This window comes from Tenacibaculum sp. DPLXC6, assembly GCF_056815515.1.
This window is the reverse complement of sequence record NZ_CP141806.1, coordinates 1,173,821-1,198,796: the sequence shown is the minus strand read 5'-3', so window position 1 is coordinate 1,198,796 and position 24,976 is coordinate 1,173,821. Positions and strand designations below refer to the sequence as shown.

The window sequence follows — 24,976 nt, the reverse complement described above, 5'->3', positions numbered from 1 at the left end:
GTTAGCTATTTCTATTTAGTAAAATTATTGAGGCATTAAGCGGATGTAACGAATAAACCCATTTCCTTCAAATTTACCTTTAAGGTTTTCGGTAGTGAGTTCAAATTCTACGTCATTTTTGTAGTATTCTTGATCTTCTACAGCTGATTCAAATCTAATTTTATACCCATTGTCAATTTTATCATCGTCAATTTTTAATACGGTAATAGCTCGATTACCTCCGCTAATGGTCGCTCCTGTGATAGCGTCAATATCTGTGCGAACTTTTCCTTGGAACTTCCACCATTCGGTTATGTCAGAATACCATTCATCATCATCACCTTGAACGTACAATGTTTTTTCGTATTCTCCAGTTGGGTTTAATAAAGAAATAGCGATGTAAGCACCTTCACCAGTATAATTTTTCATTTGAATCATACATTTGTACGTGGCACTATCATTTGTGTTAAAAGCCATTATTGTGAAGACAGTAATAAAAAGAGCTATGATTTTTTTCATTTTTTATTGGTTTATTTAATACCAAATTGTGTGTAATTGTATTTACACACGACTTGGTACATAAGTTTATTTTAAAAAGTTAATATCTATATTTTTCTTATTTAAGATTTCATTTTCCTTAGCTAAATCGTGTACAGTTTCATCAAAATCAGTAGTAATTGATTTTTTAGCTCCAATACTTAATAAATATTTGATTACATCAGTGTTGTTAGCCTGCATAACTGCTAAGTGTAATGGAGTTAAACCTTCGCTATTTTTAGCGTTTACATCAATTTTTAAAGTGTTGATTTTTTTAAGTAAATCGATGTTGTTTTTTTCTATTGCTATATGGAATAACGTATTTTTATTAGCTTGGAGTTTTGTTAAGTTTAATCCGTTATTGACTAAAAGACTCATTTTTTCAGTAAAATCGTTCACCTTTTTAGGATGATAGCTTTTGATTAAATAATAAGCTAAAGAATTTCCCTTGTTGTCTTTTACTTCAATATTAGACTCGTTTTTTACCAAATAATCTACAACAGCTTCTGAGTTGTATTCAACTGCATACGTAAGTGCTGAATGTCCTTTTTTATTAGTGTGATTAATATTCTTTGTTTTTTCTGATAAAAGCTGAACAATTTCTATAGAGTTTCTACTAGCTGCGATAATTAAAGGAGTGTTACCATTGTCATCAGATTGATTAGGATTTACACCTTTATTAAGAAAATAGTTAAATGTATTTACATCTTTGTTTCCACGTGCTAAATTATGAAGCGGTGTTTTTCCTTCTTTGTTAGTAATGTTAGGCTTGATACCTAAACTCTCTAAATATTTAAAAAACTTTAAAGAGTTGTAGCCACTTCGAGAACCTTGCGTAGCTAATAGCATTGTATTTCCTCCTTTTTTATTTAGGTTTTTATAAGGCAATCCTTTTTTTATAAGAAGCTCTAACATTTTTTTATTTCCTTTTTTAGCAACATAGTTAAAAGTACCATTACCATCACTATCAACACTATGTAAACTCAAACCTTTAGAAGAAAGATATTCAACAAAAGATAGGTCTTTTAAACTAGGTAAAACTAATAGCAAAGCATTAGCCCCGTGTTCGTCAACATCTGTTTTGATGTCAATTCCGTTTTGAATACACAATTCATAAATTTCTTTATTAGTTTGTCCTGCATTTGCTGCAAAAGTTAATGGAGATAACTGATGAGAATCTTTTAGATCCATACGAGCATTATTAGCTATTAAATGCTTCATTATTTCAACATTGTTCTTATAAGCAGCCCAAAAAACATAGGTTCTTTTATCGTGTGTAATTTTGTTAACACCATTTCCTTTTTTAGTAAGTAAATGTTTGATTGTTTTATTAGGTGCACTTGCAAGAATAGCATAAGTAACAGCATCAAATCCATTCGGATTTAAGGCAGTAGCGTCATTCCCTTCTTTTATTTTTTGTTCAACAGTTTTTATTGTAGGGTTAGTTTGCCAAAAAGACCTTTCAAAAAAGATGTTTTTTGTTTGTGCTTGAATTGTACTAATAAAGAGTACAAGAGCAAATGTTATATGTTGTTTTTTCATGTTTATGTTTTTTAAAATTTATAGCGTAATGTAGAACCAAAATTAGCAGGTTCAATTCTATTAATATAGCTTGTGCGGTAAGCGTTGTAGCCAACTTCGCCAAAGATATTATTTCCAAATACATCAATACTTAATTTTTCATTGAATTTATAAGATGCTTGTGCATTAACAGTAGTGTAAGCCTTTAAATCGAAAGGTTTAACACCAGGAACCACACCTGTATGTGTATAGTTTCTAGACCATACATTATGAGGTCGCTCTCCTAAATAATAAGCTCCTGCACCAATTGATAAACCATCTAAAGATTTTCTAAATGCATAACGAGCCCAGAAGTTTGCTGTATGTTTTGGTGTATTCATTGGACGAGAGTTGTAATAATAAGAAACATGGTCTTTATATTTAGCATCTAAATATGAATACCCACCAATAACTTCTAAATTAGGAAGGATACGACCAACTAATTCAATTTCTACACCATTTCTAACATCATCACCTCCCTGTGTATAATAACCTAAATCATTACCAGCATTGTCGTAAACTGGTAGGTTTAAGTTTTTACTTGACGTGTAGAACGTAGTAATATTAAAACGTAAAGCATTGTTTAACCAAGTAGACTTAATACCGGTTTCAATTTGATCCCAACGCTCTGTACCTAATTCGTTACCGTCAACATCCATATAAAAAGAAGTCCTAGGGTCTGAGCTACTGGCATACGAACCAAAAACAATAATATTTTCATTTGGTTTTAGATTAAAACCTACTAATGGGTTAAAAGCGTCATCGCTTTTAGATTCGTCTAAAGGTCTCCCAATAAAGTTACCTTTGGTTCTCTTCATAGAGGTATAGCGTAACCCCAAGAAAACATCTGCCCAATTGGTTAGGCTAATTTTATCTTGTATCGTAATTCCGTAAGACTCTGTTTTAGACCCTGTATCTCCACTAGAATTTCTTGTAACGCTAATATCATTAGTTAGGGTGTTATTTACAGGCTGTAGTACATCTATAATATCTACATAATCGTTACCTGTATTATAGTTTGTTGTATATCTTATATTATCAAACTCTGAAGTTCTAAAATCAGCCCCAATTTGGAAAGTATGTTTTAAAAATCCTGTTTTAACATCTTTACCTACTAAGTCTAGTTGTAATACACTGTTATTGTCTTTTCTACCAGATGCAGTATATTCTCTATAACGTTGAGAGTCTGACAAAACAGGTAAACCATTTCTAGAACCTCCTTGAAAAGCGTATGAGGACTTAGTATCAATATCTAAATCAGAAACAAAATATCCTGCTTTTAAACTTAATTTATCATTTAACTTTCTGTCTGCTCTAATAGCATAAGTTAGGTTTTTAGTAGCAACATTATCTGAATCAAAGCCTATAAAGTTATTGCTAGGCAACTTATATATGTTATTTACATCATAAGCCCCTAAATTAATGGTTCCTTGATCTGGAGTTCTAATGTCATGCATATAATCCATTTCTAAGGTAATGGTCGTTTTATCATTTGGTCTCCAGGCATAAGATGGATTTACATAAAAACGTTCAGAACTAACGTGGTCTCTAAAACTATCAGCCTTGTCGTAAGAACCAGCAATTCTAAAAGCATGTTTTTTGTTAGTATCTATTGGTCCGTAGACATCAAAAGTAGGACGTAGTTTACCAAAACTACCTGCCCTAAATGTAATTTCACCACCTGTGTAAAATTTTGGTGTTTTAGTAACAACGTTGATGACTCCACCAGCAGAACCTAAGTCACCACCTAATCCTTGACTAATGGCTGAAACTCCCTTTAGTACTTGAATGTTATCGACACCTGCCATATCAGTGATAATCCCAGTACCTCTGAAGTCAGAGTTAATACGAACGCCATTTTTTAATAAAGGAATACCTCTAAAACCTCTTAGTGACATACTTTCTTTAGTATTACCATAAGTAGCAAACGTATAAACACCTGCTACATTTTTGGTAACATCACTAAGACTTAAAGCATTTTGTTGGTCGATTAGTTTATGAGATAATACTGAGATACTTTGTAATTGCTCATTAGGAGCTAAAGGTAACCTAGTAAGTGTTTCTAGTTTTTCAGCTCTTTTATCTCTTGCTCCAAAAAGTTCAACTTCATCTAATTGAGTATCTGATTTTAAAATGATTACTAAGTTATTTATATCCTCTTTAACCGTTGTTTTTCGTGATACTTGAATAAAACCTACAGCGCTTACAACAAGCTTGTAGTTTGAGTATGGTACATTTTTGATAGTGAAATTACCATTTTCATTAGTTTCAGTACCTATTTTACTTCCTTTGATAAAAACATTAGCATACGGAATAGATTCATTATTTTCTGATTTTACAATACCTTTTATGGTTGCTTGACTGTATATTGTTTGGATACAACTACATATTAGTAGTAGAGACACTATAATTCTCATTTCTTTTTATTTGAGAGGTTTTTATTTTTTTGGATTACTTTTTTATAAAAGACTCTATTGCTTTGTTAATTTGTTCTTCTTCAGAAGTGTTTTCAGAAAACAAGTGTTTGTATAAAGGCTTGTTATCTACTTTTTGTTCTAATGATAGGTTGGTATTTCTACCATAAACCTCAGACCACTTATTTCTAACCAGTTGCCATTTATTAGTGTTCTTTTTCCACCAATCTTGTGCAGCTTTACATTTGCTATCAGCTACTTTTACGTAAGTGTTGTAACCCTTTTCGTGTGCAATTACAACATCTTCTTTACCTGCTTCTCGTACAATTTTCTTATTGTCTTGATCGTGTAGCCAACCGTAGCTTGTAATTTCATGACGATTTCCTCTTTCGGTTACATTGTAATCACTTCTTTTTGTGTATTCTCTCCTCGGTAATGGGGCATCAGTAGTGTTTTCCCAATAGCTTTTTCCGTCTACATGAATCCAAGTTCCTGAACCTTCATACCTCGGACTATCATCTACTTGATATACTTTTTGTGTCCATTGTTTTTTAACTTCTGATTTTGGTTTGGTTTGAAATAACCAATTGTTATCACCATTATACATGTAAAAATCAGTGTTTTCATATAACCAGTCTTGCCTCCAGTGTTTAACTATATGTGGATTTGAAGGATTACCCACTTGTAATAAATGTTGAATTGAAATTTTGTTGCTTTCGTCAACAACTAATCCTGCCCATTCTAAAGCTTTATCTTTTTTTGTTTTTGAAGGTTTGTAAAGTGAGTCTTTACTGTTGTTAAAAGTTTCCGCGAAATTAAAAGTTACTTCATAGCAACCACACATTTTTTTAATAGCTTCTCTATCTTTTTTCTTCTTGTTTTGGGCGTTAATTGTAAGTGCAGATAGTATTAAGATACTACCAAATAGTATTTTTTTCATCGTAAGATTTGTTTGAATTTATTTTTCGACAAAAATATAACTTTTATTTAGACTGATTAAAAATAAAGAATATATTTGCAAGAAAATTATTAAGAATGTTTCTAAATAAAGAAATGCTACTAAGTTTTATGCTGATTAGTTTTATGGCTTTTTCTCAAGAATACACTAGTGTTGAGAAGAATGTAACTTCTAGCTATGATTTAGATGAAGTGATTGTAACTGCCACAAGAACATCGCGTCAATTGTCTTCAGTTCCAATGCCAGTTACTTTAATAACAAAAGAGCAATTACAAAAATCTGGGTCAGTTAGGTTGAAAGATATTTTATTAGAGCAAACTGGAATTACGATAGTTTCTGATTTTGGAAATTCAGAAGGAGTACAGTTACAGGGAGTTGCTGCTGATTACACATTAATTTTAATTGATGGTGTACCAATTGTTGGAAGAACTTCAGGAAATATTGACCTAAATAGATTAACGGTAAATAATATCAAACAAATTGAAATAGTAAAAGGGCCTTCATCTTCTTTATATGGCTCTGAAGCTATTGGTGGGGTTATTAATATAATTACTGAAAAACCAAAGTATGAACAGTTTAAAGGTTCATTAAGTTATTTTGCAAGAGGCGGATCAAAAAACGAGTTGGATATAAATACCAATGTTGTTTGGAAAAAGAAAAGACTAGGGATTGTGGCTGGAGTTAACTTAAATTCTAGCGAAGGATTTGATTTATCGCCGGAAACAGCTTCAAGAACAACAGCACCACATCAAAATTTTACAGGAAACCTAAAGGTAATGTATGATTTTTCTGATAAGTTAAAAGGAATAGTTTCTCAACGTTACTTCTTCCAAAACCAAGGTGATAACTCTGAAGAGAATAGTCAAGAAGATTGGAATGTTACTACAAAACTATCACATGAAATAACAAATAAATGGGATGTAGATTATACTTTTTATGCAACTAAGTATAATGCTGAGAGTATTTTCAATAATGAAAAAACAAATTATAACCAAACGCTGTTAAGGCCAGAAGTAAAATCCAAAAACGCCTTCAGTACGGGTACCTTAATTTTAGGAGTTGGAGCTAATTTAGAAAGCTTAGAAAGAACGGAGTTTGAAGGAGTGAAAGAGTTTAATACTCCTTATGTTTTTGGTCAGTTTGATTTTAATCCAGTTAGCAATTTAAATATAGTTGTAGGAGCTAGGTTTGAAGATAGTAATCAGTATAAATCAGCATTTACACCTAAAATATCTTCTAGCTATAAAATAAATGATTGGTTAATGGTTAAAGGTTCCGTAGGTTATGGATTTAAAGCTCCAGATTTCCGTCAATTATACTTCAATTTTAAAAATACATCAAGTGGCTATATTGTGTTGGGTACACAAACTTTGCACGACTTGTATGGAAATTTGCCAGCAGTACAAACAATAGAAAATGAGTTAAAACCAGAAAGTTCTATTGGTTATAACTTCGGATTTCAAGTACAACCAATATCAAACTTAAAATTAAATATCAACTTGTTTAGAAATGATATTAAAGATTTGATAGACACTTTTGATACACAATTAGAAGCCTCTGAATTAAACTTGCCAGTTGGAACAAGAACGTTTTCATATCGAAATGTTGATGAGGTATATACTCAAGGAGTAGAGATAGATGCTAATTATAAGATTAATGACAACTTTAGAATTTTAGGAGGATATCAGTTTTTGGATACTGGAGACAAAAATCAGGAAGAGAAGATTAAATCTGGAACTGTTTTTTTTAGAAAAACTCCTGCTTCACCTGCTCAAAGAATGATGTTATCTAATTACTACGGATTACCAAATAGATCAAAACATATGGGAAATCTAAAGTTATTCTATGAGAATTTTCAATATGATTTTTCGGCAAATATTAGAGCGGTATACCGAAGTAAATATGCTTTGTTTGATACGAACGATAGTCAAGGTATCGTAGACGAGTTTGATGATTTTGTTTCTGATAACACACAGGTAAACATGGCAGTAGATAAAACTCTTTTCAAGTTAATGAATGTTCAGATAGGTGTTGATAACCTTTTTAATGAAAGAGGGTTAGAAAATAAAGACAGTTTTACAAATAACGATAGTGTATTGCGTTTAGGTAGAACTTATTACGGAAGAATTCAATTTAATTTTTAATATAAATATAAATCAATAAAAATGAGAATTTTAAAATCAATTTTAGCAATGACTATGTTAGCTTTTGTAGCTGTTTCGTGTAGTGACAATGATGATGTTGTTTTAGATGATGTAGTAGCAAAAAAGATAGAGAACTTATATGCACCAGGAGAGGGTAGAGGTAACTACACAGGTGAGTTTACAAAGTTTAGTTTTAAAGAAGGGAAACAGGTAACTGGTGATAATTGGGATATTGCGTTTAGAGCTACAGAAATTATTGTTAACGGAGGTAAAAAAGGTGCTCTTTTAGAAGATATAGATAGAACAGGTAATGCAAGCATGATGTTACTTTCAAGTACAAGTTTACAAGGAGTTGCCACTGCACCAGCTGAAACAGAGTTAAAACAGGATTCAGAGGAAGAATTAGTTATAAAAACAGGAAGCAACCAAGGTTGGTATACTTATAATCAAGAAAATCATACAATAGCACCTATTGCAGGAAAAGTTATTGTAGTAAAAACAATTGATGGAAATTACGCTAAAATGGAGATTTTAAGTTATTACAAGGATAGCACACCATCGCTAGAAGGTTCAAAATATTACACCTTTAATTACGTATACAATCCAAATATTGGAGACACGAAGTTTTAGTAATCTTTAGTTATTAAATTTTGTTAATTTTTGTTGTGAAAGGCTGTCCGACTGAGAGGTTGGGTGGCTTTTCTCTTTAAAAATGTAACTTCTCTTTTAAATACTTAGAGGTATATGATTTTTTGTTTTTAGCTAACTCTTCAGGTGTACCAGCAAAGATTAAATTTCCACCTTTTTTTCCACCTTCTAAACCAAGGTCAATAATATAATCAGCACACTTAATCAATTCAATATTGTGTTCAATAACAATAATAGAATGCCCTCTTTCAATTAAAGCATTAAAAGAAGCTAATAACTTTTTAATATCGTGAAAGTGTAATCCAGTAGTAGGCTCATCAAAAATAAACAAAGCTTTGTCTTTAGTGTTTCCTTTTACTAAAAATGAAGCTAGTTTTATACGTTGTGCCTCACCACCAGATAGGGTAGAAGACGATTGTCCTAACTGTACATAACCTAATCCAACATCTTGTAAAGGCTTTAATTTACGAGCTATTTTGGTTTGCTGATGTTCTGTAAAAAAAGCAACAGCATCATCAATGGTCATATTCAAAATATCATCGATTGATTTTCCTTCAAAAGTTACTTCTAGTACTTCTTTTTTAAAGCGTTTACCACCGCAGGTTTCACATTCTAAATGCACATCTGCCATAAACTGCATTTCAATAGTAACTTCTCCTTCACCTTTACAAACCTCACAACGACCACCATCTACATTAAAAGAAAAATGTTTTGGTTGGTAGTTTCTAATTTTAGATAGTTTTTGAGTTGAAAGTAATTTACGAATATCATCATATGCTTTTATGTACGTTACAGGGTTAGAACGTGAAGAACGACCAATAGGATTTTGATCGATAAACTCTACATGTTTTAATAAGTCAAAGCTTCCCGTAACATCTGTATGTTGTCCTAGTTTTTCACCATATCCAACTAGCTTTTTTTGCATCGCAGGATACAAGATTTTTTTAACCAAGGTACTTTTACCACTACCTGAAACTCCAGTAATTACGGTTAAATTATTAAGAGGGAAAGAAACATCAATGTTCTTCAAGTTATTTTCACGAGCACCAATAATATCAATAGAATTTTTTGATGCTCTTCTACTTGTAGGGATTTCAATTTTTAATTCTTCTGATAGATATTTAGCTGTTAGCGATTCAGATTGTAGGATATCTTCAAAAGCTCCTTCTGCAACCACATTTCCGCCATAGGTTCCTGCTTCAGGACCAATATCAATAATGTAATCTGCCTCTTTCATGATATCTTCATCATGTTCAACTACAATTACGGTATTACCTAAATCACGTAGATTTTTTAAGACTCCAATTAATCTTTCTGTATCTTTTGGGTGTAAACCAATACTAGGCTCATCTAAAATATACATAGAACCTACTAACGAACTACCTAATGAAGTGGCTAAATTAATTCGTTGACTTTCACCACCAGATAGCGTGTTAGACGTTCTATTTAAAGTTAGATAGCTTAAACCAACATCTGTTAAAAACTGTAAACGGTTATTAATTTCGGTAAGTAAACGTTTACCAATTTTTTCTTCGTATTTGTTTAATTGAATATTATTGAAAAATACTGCCAACTCATCTAAAGGCAAGGTTACTAATTCATCAATAGTTTTACCGTAAACTTGAACGTAGTTGGCTTCTTTACGCAAACGTTTCCCGTTACATTCAGTACATTTTGTTTTTCCGCGGTAACGAGAAAGCATTACACGGTTTTGAATTTTGTAACTTTTCTCTTCAAGTTTTTTGAATAGATGATTAATTCCTTTAAATTTTTTAGTTCCATTCCAAACCAAATCTTTTTGTTCATCTGTAAGTTCAAACCATGGCTTGTGAATAGAAATTCCGAATTCTTCTGCGTTTAGAATTAAATCATTTTTATATTTTTTGTAGCTATCTGTTTTAAAAGGGAAAATAGCATTTTCGTAAATAGAAAGTCCAGTGTTTGGAATTACTAAATCTTCATCAATACCAATCACGTTTCCATAACCTTCACAAGTAGGGCAAGCTCCGTAAGGATTGTTAAAGCTGAATAAATGAGTGTTAGGTTCTAAGAAAGAAATTCCATCTAACTCAAATTTATTACTGAATTCAACAGTATTATTATCTGATAGGTTTTCGATATAACAAATACCTTTTCCTTCAAAAAAAGCTGTTTGTATTGCATCTCCCAAACGGTTGTAAAAATCTTCTTCGTCTTTTACAACAATTCTATCTACGACTAGCTGTAATTCATTTCCTTTAAAATCTTTTATAGGAAATTCATCAATTCTGTATACGGTATCTTGATATTTTAAACGAGCATATCCTTGCTGTGTTAGTACTTGTAAAACAGTTTTTATATCTCTGTCTTTATTAATATGTATAGGAGCAAGTAATAACAATTTTGTGCGTTCCTCAAAAGTTTTTACATGATTGATAACATCAGAAACAGTATGTTTTTTCACTTCATTCCCAGAGATAGGAGAGAAGGTCTTACCAATACGAGCAAAGAGTAACTTGATATAATCGTAAATTTCAGTAGAAGTACCAACTGTTGAACGTGGGTTAGTAGAGTTTACTTTTTGTTCAATAGCAATGGCAGGCGCAATTCCTTTGATATAATCTACTTTAGGTTTATGTAGTTTTCCTAAAAACTGACGTGCGTACGAACTTAAACTTTCTACATAACGACGTTGTCCTTCCGCATATAAAGTATCAAAAGCCAAAGAAGACTTACCTGAACCAGAAAGTCCAGTAATTACTACTAATTTATTACGAGGAATTACTACATCAATGTTTTTTAAATTGTGCAGTTTAGCCCCTTTAATTATAATATTTTCCTTTGGATTAACAGTTGAAATATCAGTCTTCATATACTCAAAAAAATAAGCGATAAAAATACCAATTTCAAGTGGTTTTAATGAATAAACTATAGTGTTTTTCTCTTTTTTTTTAGTTTTTTTTGTATTTATTAATAAAAAATTTAATATTTGTAACTCGTTATTAATCAATAAATAATAGCCTATAGCAAGATAATTACTTTTATAACTTAATATCCCCTAACCAAAAGAGAACTAGCTAGTTGCTCTTTTAAAAAAGTAATTATTATGCAAAACATAGTAGATGACAGTGTTTTAGTAAAAAACTACATTAATGGTAATGAATACGCCATAGAATTATTGATTAAGCGCCACCAACAACGTCTTTATAGCTTTATTTACAGTAAAGTACAGAATAGAGATACTACAGAAGACATTTTTCAAGACACCTTTATAAAGGTAATAAGAACGCTAAAAAAAGGAAATTATAACGAAGAAGGTAAGTTTTTGCCTTGGGTTATGCGTATTGCTCATAATTTAATTATTGACTTCTTTAGAAAGAATAATCGCATGCCTACATTTAATAATACAGAAGAGTTTGATATTTTTTCAGTATTAAGTGATGGAACTTTAAATGCAGAAAGTAAAATAATAAAAGAACAAATTTTAAATGATGTTAAAGAGTTAGTTGAAGAGCTACCAGAAGAACAAAAAGAAGTTTTAAAAATGCGTATTTATAACGATATGAGCTTTAATGAAATATCAGAAAATACAGGTGTTAGTATCAACACAGCATTGGGTAGAATGCGCTACGCTTTAATTAATTTGAGAAAAATAATTGAAAAAAATAAAATTATTTTGGTCAGTTAAACAATATTTGAAAAAATGCATCGTTAAATCATTGATTATAAGTAATAATAAGGGAATTATATATGATGCAAATTTACTCAAAGAAGTCTCCTGACTTTAAAATGAAACCTAAACAAGAAACAATTCAATATTTGATTAATTTTTCTAAATCGCTAACAGTAGTTAAAACGAAATCAAACTATCTCATTGAATTGAATTTGAATTAAGAGTGGAAAAAGCTTCAACAAAGGTTGGGGCTTTTTTTATGCTTTCTTTTTATTATAATCGTCTATTACCGATTTTCTTCCAACCGTTTTTGTAATAATATCATTTTCTAACTTCCAACCACGAGCAGGAGAGTATTCTCGTCCGTAATAAATAATTTGTAAATGCAGTTTATTCCATAATTCTTTTGGAAATAGGCGTTTTGCATCTTTTTCTGTTTGAGCAACACTTTTGCCGTTAGATAAATTCCATCGAAACATCAATCTATGAATATGTGTGTCTACAGGAAAAGCAGGAATGTTAAAGGCTTGAGACATCACCACACTAGCAGTTTTATGCCCCACCGCAGGTAATTCCTCCAAGGCTTCCATATCAACAGGAACTTCACCATTATGCTTTTCAATTAAGATTTTAGATAAACCGTGAATTCCTTTTGATTTCATTGGTGATAAACCAACAGGTTTGATAATCTCTCTAATTTCATCAACAGTAAGCTTTACCATATCATACGGATTATCAGCTTTTTCAAATAATAATGGTGTAATGGTATTTACACGAGCATCAGTACTTTGAGCAGACATTAATACAGCAATTAATAATGTGTAAGGATCTTTATGGTCTAAAGGAATTGGAGTTTCAGGATATAACTCTTCTAAAGTATCTATAACAAATTGAACTTTTTCTGCTTTCGTCATTGCTTTATAAAATTTGAAAAAATCAAAGGTACAAAGAAGCTTCGTATGTTTTATGGATAATCAAAATCAACTTTGTAACTTTGACTTTATAACTTTGAAGCAAAATAATATGACAACACTAAAAATAGGAGATAAGGCACCAAATTTTGAATCGGTAGACGAAAAAGGAAATGCAGTAAAGCTTTCTGATTATGCAGGGAAAAAACTAGTATTATTCTTTTATCCAAAAGCAAGTACGCCTGGTTGTACAGCAGAAGCTTGTGACTTACGAGATAATTACAAAACTTTTTTAGCAAAAGGGTATGATGTTTTGGGGGTGAGTGCAGATTCAGCAAGACGTCAACAAAACTTTATTAATAAAAATGAATTACCTTTTCCTTTGTTAGCAGATGAAAGTAAAGATGTAATCAATGCTTTTGGTGTTTGGGGACCTAAAAAGTTTATGGGAAGAGAATATGATGGAATTCATCGTACTACTTTTGTAATTGATGAGAATGGAGTAATTGAAGATGTTATTACGAAAGTAAAAACAAAAGAACACGCAAATCAGATATTAAAGTAATAGTATATCTAATAAAAGAAAAAAGTCGAGTATTTACTCGACTTTTATTTTTTGTGGACTTACTCTTAATTCTTTAGGAGTTGTTATTACTTCTGTAGTGGTAGCAAGTTCTTTTTGTAATTCTCTACTTGTTTTAGTACTACCATCATGACTCCACCCAGGAGGCATAAACACATATTTTAAACGTGTTGTTAATGGTAAATCCTTTTTTCGGTTAAAAAAGTCTTTGAAAATTTCTTTCCACTCGTGAAAAATAATATTAATCGGTCCTTTATCTTCTAAAGGTTTAGTTAAACCATAACGTAATTTTTCGTATTCAGTCTCATCTTCTTCAGCCTGAAAAGTTCCAAAAATACGATCCCAAATAATCAACACCATTCCCATATTTTTATCTAAATACTTAGTGTTAGAAGCATGGTGAACTCTATGGTGAGATGGAGTAACAAAAATATATCCCCACCAACCTAATTTACTTTTAATAAAGTTAGTATGGCATAAAGTTCCGTAGTTTTGATTCATGGCGTATGCAAACATAATGTGCAAAGGCATAACACCTAGAAAAGCTAAGGGTAAAAAGAACATATACCTAAATAAAGGCTGTAAAACTGGAGATCTAAAACCAGTCGAAATATTGTAAAATTCAGAGTTGTGATGTGTTACGTGTACAGCCCAGAAAAATCTTGAATGATGATCTACATAATGGTGAATGTAGTACAAAAAGTCTTGACCTATAAAAGCCAATAACCAATATGCCCACGACATATTACCTTCCCAATCAATAATTCTGTATTGATAACAAAAGCCCATAATAGCAAATGAAGTAACCTTCATTAACAAGTCTAGGCTAAAATTTACTAGGGCAAAGTAAACATTAGTAGCTGTATCTTTAAATTCGTAGTTTTTGGCTTTAGCTCTATAGCTAAAGAACATTTCGAGTAAGATTACAGAAATGAAAAACGGAGCACTCCAGTAGTATAATATATCTTGATTAAATATGTTGCTCATGCTATTTTTTTAGTTGCAAAAATATTTAATTTTACTCAATTTAACTGTTAAAGTTTATAGTCTTTCCTCAATCCAGCTTTTAAAACTATAAAAGTTTTGAGGAGCTACACCATGTCCAACAGGGTATTCTGAATATTCGTTATTCAACTTAAAGTCTTTCAGTATAATAGGAGCTTTACGTGCCCAATCTATAGGAAGAACTTGATCTACAGTTCCGTGAGAGATATAATAATCTGTAGCAATTGAGTTGTCTATTTCGGCTGGTAACAATTCTTCATTAATATAACCGCTTAAAGCTACTACGTGTTTTACCTTGTTAGGGTATTTAAAACTTAACGCATAACTTAAAATAGCTCCTTGGCTAAATCCTAATAAAAATGTTTTATCAGGGTTTGTATCGTATTTCTCTTTGATTTCATCTATAAAAGACGCAATCTTATCAACCGATTCAGCTGCTTGTTTTAAATCAGAAAACTTACCGTTAACTGAATCAAAATTTATAGCATACCAAGCATAACCACCATACCCCATATCATGAGGAGCTCTGGCACTTACAATTAATAAATCGTCTGGTAATTCTTCAGCAAATGAAAATAAATCTTGTTCGTTGCTACCATATCCGTGTAATAAAATTAATAAAGGAGGGTTAGCATTTGAGGTTTTAGGTTCTCTTACAATATATTGTAAACTCATGTATTAAATTCCTTTAAATAGGTTTTGAAATTGCTCACCAACAACCGGTACAAGCTTTTTTTCTCCTTTTAAAACAGCTAAAAGGCTAATTAGCCAAAGTACAAATAGTAGTACCCCAACAATCCATCCAGCATTACTACCTAAATACTTATAAACTACCCATCCGTTTAAAAGCTGAAGAACATTTAAACCAAGCATTTGCCTAATATAAAAGCTAGCAAAAGCGTTTTTTTTGTTCATGTTTAAAACAAAAGCTATAATAAGTCCTATAACTGTAAAATGACTAATGATTGCTTCGGTTTTTCCTTCGTTTACTGTTAAATTTTCCATGATTTTATGAGTTTAAAATTAGTTGACTATTATTGTAAATACCGTATACTTTTCCTTCTAGATTTTTCCCTAGAAAGATACTGTTTTTCGAGGTAGAAACAATATTTTCCTTAGAGAAAGTATACGCTTCATCAGGATTAAAAATAGACAAACTAGCTTTTTCATCTTCTTTTATGGAAGCCAATTCAACATTAAAACGCTTTCTCGGGTTGCTTGTTAAGCAGTTAATAATAGTTTCTAAATCTAATACAGTATTTAAAGCACCAAAAGCACTTTCTAAACCAATAGTTCCGTCTTTTGCGGTAGAAAACTCTACTTTTTTATGTTCAATGTCAATAGGATTATGGTCTGAAGTAATTATATCAATAACACCCTCTTTTAATCCTTGTACTAAAGCTTTTCTATCTTCTTCTGTACGTAGAGGAGGATTTACCTTTTTATTAGCTTCAAAGCCATGTAGTTCATCATCTGTTAATATTAAATTGTGTACAGCGACACTACACGTTACATCTAAGCCTTTTTCTTTCGCTTCTTTAATAAGTTGAACAGATTTAGCTGTTGAGATAGTAGGAATGTGTAATTTTCCTCTTGTATATTCTAATAAAAATAAATCGCGAGAAATTTGAATTTCTTCTGCAAGAGCAGGAATTCCTTTCAACCCTAAAAGAGTACTATTTTTACCTTCATTAGCAACACCTTCACCTGCTATTAAGTTGTTTTTAGGGAAGCTTAGTACCAATCCGTCAAAGTTTTGAGCATACAACAAAGCTATCTTTAACAAATTATCATTGCTAACAGGTTTGTTATAATCACCAAAAGCAATAGCACCCGATTGTTGCATGTCAAACATTTCAGACATTTCCACTCCTTTACTTTGCTGTGTTAAAGCTCCAATAGGATGAATACTAGTTGCAGCTCCGTTTACTTTATTAATTAAAAACTCAATAGCCGATTTATTATCAACTATAGGGTGTGTGTTTGGATTAATAGCTACATGTGTAAAACCACTTTTAGCAGCTACCTGTACACCATGTTGCAAGGTTTCTCGCTCTTCATAACCAGGTTCACCAAAAGAAACACTAGTATCAAACCAACCCGGAGATACGTGAAGGTTATCAAGCGCTACAACAGTATAGTTTTCTTCACTAGTAATGTTGTTGTCTATTTTGGTAATAATACCGTCAGTAATTAAAATATCTTTAGTTTGTTGGTGGTAAGGACTAGAAGCATCTATTATTGTTGCCGATTTAAGCAGCGTTGTCATGGTTTAAAGAATTTTAAAATCAAAATTTCTAAAAGCAAAGATACAATAGCTAAGCCCAAAAACCATTTCCAAAGCCATTGAATTTTGTTTTCATTATTAATATTTTCTAAGGTGTTTTTAACTGAAGTAGATATGGTCATGTCATTAGCTTCAGAAAATATTAAAAAGTCTAAGACACTTTCATCTTTATTGTAATTAAAAGCAATATTTCTAAGTACATTATTTTGTTGTTGTACTTGATAAAACCCAGCAGTTAAAGGCTGGTCTTTGGTTGTGATACGTGTTTTGTTTTGAAAAGTTTGCTGTAAAGGAATAAAAGAACCTTTACTATTAACAATACTTAAAACTTCATCTTTACCTAGTTGCTTATCAATATCAATAGTATTTTGTTTGTTTATTGTATAATACAATTCAGAAAGTTGTAAACTCTGTTTTCCTATGTTATAAAAAACAGGAACAATTAAAGGAGAGTTTGTAAAATTACTATTGTCTTTATTTAGAGGAGCAGCTACCCAATACATAGAAGCATTTGGTAAACTAATCTGTTTAATAAAACCTTGTTTGTTCTCAAAAGAAACAATATTGCTAGCATTTTTAAACTCAGTATTAAATGAGGTTTTTACAAATGGATATTGAAAGTTGGCTACCTTCTTTTCAAAAACATTTTTTAAAAGAGGATGATTATAATTAATCGAAGTAACCTTTAAGCTATCACTTTTTAGTGAAAATAACTTTCCTGTATTTAGTTTATTAAAAAAGTTGTTATAAGAAGAAAGAGTTACTTTATTACTTGGAATTACAACTATATTTCCACCCTTTGTTGTATAGCTTGCTAAGCTATTTATAAGTGTTTCAGGAATATTTTCTAACTCATTTAAGACAATAAGATGTTGCTTATCTATTAAGTTATAATTTACATTTTGTAGCGAAGAAGAAGTAAAGTTAAACTCCTCTTTAGTATAAATTCGTTGTAAGAAGTTGTTTGATTCTCCAATAGCTAGTACATTAATTTTTTCGTTAGCATTAATGGTGAAATAAAATGAATTATCAAACCCGTAGGTATCGTTAAAATTAATAGCTACTTTACCTAAAAACACAGGTGCTTTTACAACAGAAAAAGTAACCTCTGTAGTCTTGTTTTCCTCAATACTAAAGGTTTGTTTATTCAACAATTTGTCATTATTGTATATAGCAATAGGAATATCATTTTTGGCATTTCCTTGATTTTTAACAACAATATGGACGTTAAAATTAGACCCACCATTATCGTCAACAAAAATACTATCAATAGAAATGTTATTTTTTTGTTCAGGTACTAACTTTACAAAAGAAGTATTTTTAGGAGCATTGTCAATTTCCTCTTTTTTAATGTTTTGAAAATCAGAAACTACAATGTTTTTGGTAGGAGAAGTTATAGACTTATGTTCGCTAGTCATTTTTAGAAAAATATCATCAAGGTCTCTACTTTTTGCGGTATTTGTTGTTTTTAACAATTCTTCTTTTAGTTCAGAAGCTGTTTTATTTGCATAAAAATGATTGTTTGTAAGTAAAGAATAACTTGTTTTCTCAGTAGAGTTTTCAATAATTTCTTGTGTAGCAATTTGTAGTAAATTACCCTTTTCTCCAACAGCATTAGTACTTAAAGAATTATCTAGATATATAAAGAAATGCTGCTCTTCATCTAATTTATGATTACTAAAGTAAGGTTGGGAAAAGGCAAAAATTAGGGCAGTAAGTAACAGTAAGCGAGTGGCTAAAATTAGCCATTTTTTTATACGAGAACTTTTACGTGTTTGCAACACTAACTTTTGTAAAAAAGCTACATTGGTAAACGGAACTTTTACAAATCGCTGTAGTTGGAACAGGTGTACCAAAATAGGAATGAGTAAAAAAGCTAAGAAATATAAAATCTCAGGATGTTTAAACTGCATAATTGTAATTTACTAACTGTAAAAATACCTAAATAGATGGTTAAAAAAAGAATGTAGTTAAAAATCTGTTAGAAGTCTGGTAAGTTTTCGACAAAGGATTAAATTTTCCTATTTTTGGACTATGACTACAAAAGAGAGTGAGTGTAACATTCCGGAAGAAATTAATTATAAAAAACACTGGAATGCTGCCTATGTAAAAAATCCAACAGAAAAACTAGGCTGGTTCGAAGAAAGTTCGAAAGAAACTATTCAATTACTAAAAGAATCCAAAGTATCTAAAGACGCTAAAATCTTAAATGTAGGCGTTGGTTCATCCATGTTAATTGACGAGCTAGTAGCTGATGGATATTCAGGTTTAATAGCAAATGATTTATCTGAAAAAGCTTTAACCGATATACAAAATCGATTAGGAAAAGATGCATCAAAAGTTAATTTTATAGCTGATGATTTAGTGACTCCAACCAAGTTATATGAGTTTGATGAAGTTGATGTATGGAATGATAGAGCGGTACTACACTTCTTTTTAAAAACCGAAGAACAGAACGCCTATTTTAATTTATTAAAGAAGCTTGTAAAAGTTGATGGATTTGTAATTATTGCTGTTTTTGCTTTAGACGGAGCAGAAAAATGTTGTGGACTGCAATTACAACGTTACAATACGGAAATGCTACAAGAAAAATTAGGAAACGATTTTGTTTTAGTTAATAGTTTTAATCACACATTTGTAAATCCGTACGGAGGAGAACGTCCGTATGTTTACACCTTATTTCAAAGAACGCACAAGTAATGAACGTAACCAATATACCTTATAAAAACACAGGATTCTTTTCTAAAACAATGGAGGATTATTTAAAGGCTGATGAAAATATTCAACCTTTTTATAACCGTTATCCGAGTTTACGAAACTTTGAAAAGCAACTAGAAGAAAAGAAAGCAAATCCTATTTCAAGTACTCAAAGAAAAAGATTGGTTGAAGTATTGAGAAAACAATACAAAGACATTGATTTGTCGTTCGACACGCAAAAAAATATAGAAAGCTTACTAGAAGAGAATACATTTACTGTTACAACAGGACATCAGCTGAACTTATTTACAGGGCCGTTATACTTTTTATATAAGATTATATCAACTATAAATATGTGTGAGCATTTGTCAATGCAATTTCCGAATGAGAATTTTGTGCCCGTATATTGGATGGCAACTGAAGATCACGATTTTGAAGAAATTAACTTCTTTAATTTTAAAGGGATAAAAGTACAGTGGAACTCTGACCAAACAGGACCAGTAGGGCGTTTTACAACCGAAGGGTTACAAGATGTTTTTGAAGTGTTTGCAGAACATTTAGGAAGTTCAAAAAATGCTGTTCAAATAAAAGAGATATTTGAAAAAGGATACTTGCAACACAAAACATTAGCAGATGCAATTAGATATATAGCCGATAAACTTTTTGGAAAGTATGGTTTGGTAATTTTAGATGCTGATGAAAGAGAATTAAAAAGAGCACTAACACCGTATGTAGAATACGATTTGTTGCACGAAACCTCTTATAAAGAAGTATCGAAAACAATTACAGAACTAGAGAAATCATATAAAATACAAGTAAATCCGCGTGAGATAAACTTGTTTTATATCACTGATAGGATTCGCGAACGTATTGTTCTTGAAAACGGAATTTACAAAGTAAATAATACAGATATTTCTTGGACAAAGGATGAAATTCTAGACCATTTACATAGTCAACCAGAATGCTTTTCTCCAAACGTAATTATGCGTCCACTATACCAAGAGGTAATTTTACCGAACCTATGTTACATAGGTGGAGGAGGAGAGTTAGCCTACTGGTTAGAGTTAAAGGCATATTTTGATAAAGTAAATGTTCCGTTTCCTATTTTGTTATTAAGAAACTCAGCTCAAATACTTTCAGAAAAGCAGTTAGGTAAGTTAGAAAAACTAAACGTTTCAGAAGAAGAACTCTTTTTAAAACAAGACGACTTACTAGCAAGAAAAGTGTTGGCTAACGGCGATACTAAGGTAGATTTTACCAAGCAAAAACAGTTTTTACAACAACAATTTGATGATTTACGTGAGCTAGCTAAAAAAACCGATGTTTCTTTCTTAGGGGCTGTAAATGCACAAGAAAGAAAGCAGGTTAAAGGGTTAGAAAACCTTGAAAAAAGATGGTTACGAGCAGAAAAACGACGTCAAAAAGAAATGGTTGAAAGAATCGTAGCTTTGCAAAACGAATTATTACCTAATCAAAGTTTAGAAGAGCGTCAACGTAATTTTTCTGAGTTCTATTTAGAGTATGGAGCAGACTTCATAACAATTCTAAAAGAAAACTTACATCCGTTACAACTAGAGTTTACCCTTATTACACTTTAATGAGCACAAAAAAAGGATTACATCCTAAAAACATACACAACCAAGGATACGACTTCACGCTATTAGTAGAAAAGTACCCGAAACTTTCTGAATTTATCATTGAAAAATTTGAGAAGGAAACCATCGATTTTTCTGATCCAATAGCAGTAAAAGAGTTTAATAAGTCATTATTAACAGCTCATTATAATATTAAACATTGGAATTTTTCTGATGAGAATTTATGTCCACCAATACCAGGAAGAGTGGACTATATTCATCATTTAGCTGATTTAGTTGCAGGTGAGGAAAATGTAACGGTGTTAGATATTGGTACAGGGGCAAGTTGTATTTATCCTTTGTTGGGAATTGCAGTATACGATTGGAATTTTGTAGCAACCGATATCGATTTAGATTCGTTAGATTATTCTCAAGATATTATAGATGATAATGATTTTACTGATAAGGTTGAATTAAGACAACAGTTTAAAGAAGAACATATCTTAGAAGGAATTATAGAAGCAGATGATGCATTTACGGTAACGATGTGTAATCCGCCATTTTATAAATCGGCAGAAGAGGCGAGAGGAGCCAACCGAAGAAAATCGAGAAACTTAGGGAATAATGCAGTACGTAACTTTGCAGGGAACTCAAACGAGCTATGGTATATAGGTGGAGAAAAAGCTTTTTTGCATACCTATTTATATGAGAGTTCTAAATATCCGAAAGTAAGTAAATGGTTTACAAGTTTGGTTTCTAAAAAAGAAAACGTAGAAAGTTTACAGAACTCAGGTAAGAAATTAGGAGTTAAAGAATTTAAAGTAATTCCTATGCACCAAGGAAACAAGGTAACGCGTATAGTGTGTTGGAGGTTTTAGAAAAGGAAAGAAACTTTCTAAAATAATAAATAAACGTCATTTCGACCGAAGGGAGAAATCTTACTAAGGTTGGTTACTCTGATTATTGAGATTTCTCAGTCGTAGCCTCCTTCGAAATGACGTTTTGTTTTGTTATTTCGAACTGAAGTGTAACGAAAGGAGAAATCTTTAAAAAAGGAGTCACTCATATAGTCGAAACAACGTTTTGTTTTGTCATTACGAGTGATAACGAAGTAATCTTTATGTAGAGAGTAAGATAGCCACGTAGTTATCACTCCTCGCTATGACGTTTTGTAGTTCTTAAATACCTTTTACAAAGTCTAAGAAAACTTTTTTATGAAGCTCTAAATCCATATTAGGAGAAAGTGCTACACGAGCAATATAATCTTTATCCCCTTCTTTGGTAGTTCCTTGTGTTGAGGTTGCAGGAATCGTCCAGTAACAACCTTTTAACTGTCCGTAGCTTACACAATACTTACTTTCATTCGGAATTTCAGTAATCATTAAATTGATAAGCTTTAAGTTTAAGGCTCTTTTATACGCTTCTTTTTCTTCCGCAGTATTTCCTTTGGTAGGAAGATCTAACGAAAATACCGATGGTGTAAATCCTTGTGCTGCTAGTTCTTCTGAAACAAAATTGATTTTAGCATCAGGTAACACTTCATGAATAAAGTTTACAAACTCACGCGTATTCTTATAAGCGTCACTAATTCGTTGCGTCATCGAAGGCATTTGTGCAGCTAATATTTCATATTGAAGCGGTGTAGCCTCGTTATCGCAAATATGTAAGTGCTTTTCTATTTTTTCTATTAACGCGTTGGTTGTTTTATTTCCAACACAGTATCCAGCAGTACATTTTCCACCACTAGGGAATTTAGAACCACTTGCAAACGAAATAGTTCTAATATTGGCTAACATGTCTGTATCTCCTAAAAAGTGAACATTCGGACAGAAAGTTTGATCTAGAATAAACACAGGATCAACCGCTGTTTCACCAGTAGGAGTCGTACGTTTTTTACTCAAAACATCTCTTAAATCGGTAAGATTTGGTACTTCTACTCTTGGGTTGGTCGGAATTTCTGCAATGATATACGGAATCGCATCTTGTGCTGCAATGTTGGTTAACACGGTATCGATACTTTCTACCATATCATTGTCTCCATCAACAGGTAAATCAACAATATCTACGTTGTTTAAACAAGCAGCAACACGTCTTGCTTGGTCGTTTGTACCACCATAACAGTTTGGAGGCACTACAATTTTAATAGCTTTCCCTTTATGGTTTTCAAGAGCATCATCAATCAATCCCATTAAAATAGCATATTGTATTGAAAGTCCACTTGAAGCTACTAACGCTTTTGTGCTGGTGTTGGTAATTTCATTGATGAGTCTCTCAACCTTTGCTTTGTTTTGTGCTACGTCAGTTACTGTAACCTCATACGGCTCATCGATAAGGCTTTTTAACGCTTTTAACGAATTAGATGGAGTCATGGCAATAGTTTCTCTTCTTCTTACATGTTGAATGTCTGAAATATAAGAGTCGTTTTGCTCACCGTTAACTAATAAAAAGCTTCCTAATTCAGGGTGTGTATTGATGTAAAAATCAACGTTTGGTACAATGGTAAAGTTGCCAATAGTTTCTTGTTCAACAATCAATACGGTGCTACCATCAAACTCAGGAATAGCTTCAACATTATCCACCTTTTTTAATTCAAACTGATATCCGTATACATTTTTAATTACTTCAGCATCAAAAAAGCTAGGGATTTCATTGGTATACACTATTTGCGTGTTTTTATTTGCAAATAAATTCGCTCTTAGCACAGCCAACACAGGAACTGTTTGTGACGAAAAACTAATTACATTTGCTGCTTTTGTGTTGTATAGTTTGGCTATCGTCCACTCTAATACAGACGATAACGGATGCCCTAAACGAATATAATCGTATGCAGTTGGCAACTCGCTTAAAGCTGAAGCAGTAGCATCGTTTTTTTTATACAAATCATCAAACTGCTCTAAAAACTGAGTTTTGGCTAGCTTTTCTACATAAATATCCAGACGGTGCGTGGTTAGGTTTAACCAATCTGCTGGCATATTTTCTACAACATTTTTTATATATGTATGTAAGTTTTTGTCTTGCATTATAGGTGTCTTTTAATAAGACTGCAAGATACGTTAATTAGATTTTTTTGGAAAGAGTTGAGAGTTTTGTTTCGTTATCGTTTTCTTATAGTAAGAAAAATAATGGATTATAGTTTATTATTGAATGATGCCTTTCTTTTCAAAGGTTCTTTCAATTACCAACTTCAAACCTTTTTGCATTTTTATAACTTTTTCTTCTTCTTGATTTTCTGGTTTTAATTGATTCTTAATAGAGCTAAACTCGTACCCAAAAAACTGATGAAACCCTATCAAGAAGAAAGTTGATAGCATTAAATTATTGTGAGTAATCAGGTACTCCATATCAGACTTGAATTCCTTGGATTCTATTTGGATTTTTTTTTCTTTGTTTAAATATTCAAATCCTTTTGGTATTGGTTCCTTTACCGGAAACCCATCATAATGTTTTACACAGTTACTTATCCAGTTAATTTTTCTAGTTATATAAAAGTTATTTACTGTTTTTTTTAAAACAATATCAAATTCATTTCTCAGATAATTTTCAAGAGGAATAAATTCATTTTCGAAATCCAAGCCTTTGAAGAATTCATCCATTAAAGGTAAAAGTCGTTTGATATACCCTTCATATTTGTGATAAGCACCAACGTATCCAAGACGTATAGTTTCATAGTAATTCTCTTTGAGTTCCTCTTCATTAATATGAAAAAAGTCTTTGTATTTTGAATGTTTTATTTCTCTTTTTGCCTCAATTATAGAATTGCGAGAAGCGGGAAGGTAACATTGAATGAATAGGTTTTGATAAGCATTAAACTCTGAAACAAGCCTAACAACAAAATTGAAGAATTTATTACCCATTGGATCATTTTGGGTTAAATCAAAATTCTTAATTTTAGAGAACTCTTTTAAAAGGTTTTCAACTATTAAATCGATTGAATTTTGTTTTTTCATTTTAATCAAATGTTACTTAATGTAATTAATTAAGCTTATAAGCTCACTTTAATGTTAAATATTTACTGATAACTAGTTGT

General features: G+C 31.5%; 20 protein-coding genes. 7 read left to right on the top strand and 13 right to left on the bottom strand.

Features of this window, described 5'->3' with window-relative positions; all coding sequences use genetic code 11:
- Nucleotides 1-24 precede the first annotated feature (24 nt).
- From VCM48_RS05290 to VCM48_RS05275, 4 genes are all read right to left on the bottom strand, one after another.
- Nucleotides 25-456, bottom strand: coding sequence for a DUF2271 domain-containing protein (locus tag VCM48_RS05290; protein ID WP_482272210.1), 432 nt, complete (start codon nucleotides 454-456; stop codon nucleotides 25-27).
- A gap of 108 nt (nucleotides 457-564) precedes the next feature.
- Entirely contained in the window at nucleotides 565-2,058 is a 1,494-nt protein-coding gene (locus tag VCM48_RS05285; RefSeq protein WP_482271893.1) for an ankyrin repeat domain-containing protein, read from the bottom strand.
- 11 nt (nucleotides 2,059-2,069) lie between these two features.
- On the bottom strand, nucleotides 2,070-4,493 hold the full coding sequence (locus tag VCM48_RS05280) for a TonB-dependent siderophore receptor (protein WP_482271892.1): 2,424 nt from the start codon (nucleotides 4,491-4,493) through the stop codon (nucleotides 2,070-2,072).
- 34 nt (nucleotides 4,494-4,527) lie between these two features.
- A complete protein-coding gene (locus VCM48_RS05275) occupies nucleotides 4,528-5,430 on the bottom strand; it encodes a DUF6607 family protein (RefSeq protein ID WP_482271891.1) in 903 nt (300 codons plus the stop codon).
- Nucleotides 5,431-5,525: 95 nt separating this feature from the next.
- On the opposite strand from VCM48_RS05275, the gene VCM48_RS05270 reads away from it, so the two are divergent.
- Both VCM48_RS05270 and VCM48_RS05265 read left to right on the top strand, forming a co-directional pair.
- Nucleotides 5,526-7,592, top strand: coding sequence for a TonB-dependent receptor plug domain-containing protein (locus VCM48_RS05270; protein WP_482271890.1), 2,067 nt, complete (start codon nucleotides 5,526-5,528; stop codon nucleotides 7,590-7,592).
- A gap of 21 nt (nucleotides 7,593-7,613) precedes the next feature.
- Nucleotides 7,614-8,222, top strand: a complete 609-nt coding sequence (locus tag VCM48_RS05265) for an HmuY family protein (RefSeq protein ID WP_482271889.1) — start codon at nucleotides 7,614-7,616, stop codon at nucleotides 8,220-8,222.
- 76 nt (nucleotides 8,223-8,298) lie between these two features.
- Here VCM48_RS05265 and uvrA read toward each other — a convergent pair whose 3' ends face one another.
- Nucleotides 8,299-11,091, bottom strand: coding sequence for an excinuclease ABC subunit UvrA (gene uvrA / locus VCM48_RS05260; RefSeq protein WP_482271888.1), 2,793 nt, complete (start codon nucleotides 11,089-11,091; stop codon nucleotides 8,299-8,301).
- Nucleotides 11,092-11,325: 234 nt separating this feature from the next.
- On the opposite strand from uvrA, the gene VCM48_RS05255 reads away from it, so the two are divergent.
- Entirely contained in the window at nucleotides 11,326-11,907 is a 582-nt protein-coding gene (locus tag VCM48_RS05255) for an RNA polymerase sigma factor (protein WP_274640193.1), read from the top strand.
- A 242-nt stretch (nucleotides 11,908-12,149) separates the two neighbouring features.
- Here the strand turns inward: VCM48_RS05255 and VCM48_RS05250 are convergent, their stop codons facing one another.
- A complete protein-coding gene (locus tag VCM48_RS05250; protein ID WP_274640192.1) occupies nucleotides 12,150-12,806 on the bottom strand; it encodes an endonuclease III domain-containing protein in 657 nt (218 codons plus the stop codon).
- Nucleotides 12,807-12,915: 109 nt separating this feature from the next.
- Here VCM48_RS05250 and bcp point away from each other — a divergent pair, with 109 nt between their 5' ends.
- The gene (gene bcp / locus VCM48_RS05245; RefSeq protein ID WP_274640191.1) at nucleotides 12,916-13,368 is read left to right on the top strand and encodes a thioredoxin-dependent thiol peroxidase; all 453 of its coding nucleotides are present in this window, start codon (nucleotides 12,916-12,918) and stop codon (nucleotides 13,366-13,368) included.
- Nucleotides 13,369-13,401: 33 nt separating this feature from the next.
- Here bcp and VCM48_RS05240 read toward each other — a convergent pair whose 3' ends face one another.
- The 5 genes from VCM48_RS05240 to VCM48_RS05220 are packed head-to-tail and all read right to left on the bottom strand — an operon-like array spanning nucleotide 13,402 to nucleotide 18,591.
- Nucleotides 13,402-14,373: a sterol desaturase family protein gene (locus tag VCM48_RS05240; protein ID WP_274640190.1), complete on the bottom strand. Its 972-nt coding sequence runs from the start codon at nucleotides 14,371-14,373 to the stop codon at nucleotides 13,402-13,404.
- A gap of 54 nt (nucleotides 14,374-14,427) precedes the next feature.
- On the bottom strand, nucleotides 14,428-15,066 hold the full coding sequence (locus tag VCM48_RS05235; RefSeq protein ID WP_482271887.1) for an alpha/beta hydrolase: 639 nt from the start codon (nucleotides 15,064-15,066) through the stop codon (nucleotides 14,428-14,430).
- A gap of 3 nt (nucleotides 15,067-15,069) precedes the next feature.
- Entirely contained in the window at nucleotides 15,070-15,396 is a 327-nt protein-coding gene (locus VCM48_RS05230; RefSeq protein WP_099213844.1) for a hypothetical protein, read from the bottom strand.
- Between the two features lie 4 nt (nucleotides 15,397-15,400).
- Nucleotides 15,401-16,660: a dihydroorotase gene (locus VCM48_RS05225; protein WP_482271886.1), complete on the bottom strand. Its 1,260-nt coding sequence runs from the start codon at nucleotides 16,658-16,660 to the stop codon at nucleotides 15,401-15,403.
- Nucleotides 16,657-18,591 carry a BatA domain-containing protein gene (locus VCM48_RS05220; RefSeq protein WP_482271885.1) on the bottom strand — a complete coding sequence of 645 codons (1,935 nt, stop codon included), beginning with the start codon at nucleotides 18,589-18,591 and terminating at the stop codon, nucleotides 16,657-16,659. Before VCM48_RS05220 ends, VCM48_RS05225 begins: the two co-directional genes overlap by 4 nt.
- Nucleotides 18,592-18,712: 121 nt before the next feature.
- On the opposite strand from VCM48_RS05220, the gene VCM48_RS05215 reads away from it, so the two are divergent.
- The 3 genes from VCM48_RS05215 to rlmF are packed head-to-tail and all read left to right on the top strand — an operon-like array spanning nucleotide 18,713 to nucleotide 21,827.
- Complete coding sequence (locus VCM48_RS05215; RefSeq protein ID WP_482271884.1) at nucleotides 18,713-19,378, top strand: class I SAM-dependent methyltransferase; 666 nt, start codon at nucleotides 18,713-18,715, stop codon at nucleotides 19,376-19,378.
- Nucleotides 19,378-20,973 carry a bacillithiol biosynthesis cysteine-adding enzyme BshC gene (gene bshC / locus VCM48_RS05210; RefSeq protein ID WP_482271883.1) on the top strand — a complete coding sequence of 532 codons (1,596 nt, stop codon included), beginning with the start codon at nucleotides 19,378-19,380 and terminating at the stop codon, nucleotides 20,971-20,973. Before VCM48_RS05215 ends, bshC begins: the two co-directional genes overlap by 1 nt.
- On the top strand, nucleotides 20,973-21,827 hold the full coding sequence (gene rlmF, locus VCM48_RS05205; RefSeq protein ID WP_482271882.1) for a 23S rRNA (adenine(1618)-N(6))-methyltransferase RlmF: 855 nt from the start codon (nucleotides 20,973-20,975) through the stop codon (nucleotides 21,825-21,827). The genes bshC and rlmF overlap by 1 nt, the downstream gene beginning before the upstream one ends.
- Before the next feature lie 300 nt (nucleotides 21,828-22,127).
- Here the strand turns inward: rlmF and VCM48_RS05200 are convergent, their stop codons facing one another.
- Nucleotides 22,128-23,969, bottom strand: a complete 1,842-nt coding sequence (locus VCM48_RS05200; RefSeq protein WP_482271881.1) for a PLP-dependent aminotransferase family protein — start codon at nucleotides 23,967-23,969, stop codon at nucleotides 22,128-22,130.
- A 117-nt stretch (nucleotides 23,970-24,086) separates the two neighbouring features.
- Entirely contained in the window at nucleotides 24,087-24,896 is an 810-nt protein-coding gene (locus VCM48_RS05195; protein ID WP_053056683.1) for a hypothetical protein, read from the bottom strand.
- Nucleotides 24,897-24,976 lie beyond the last annotated feature (80 nt).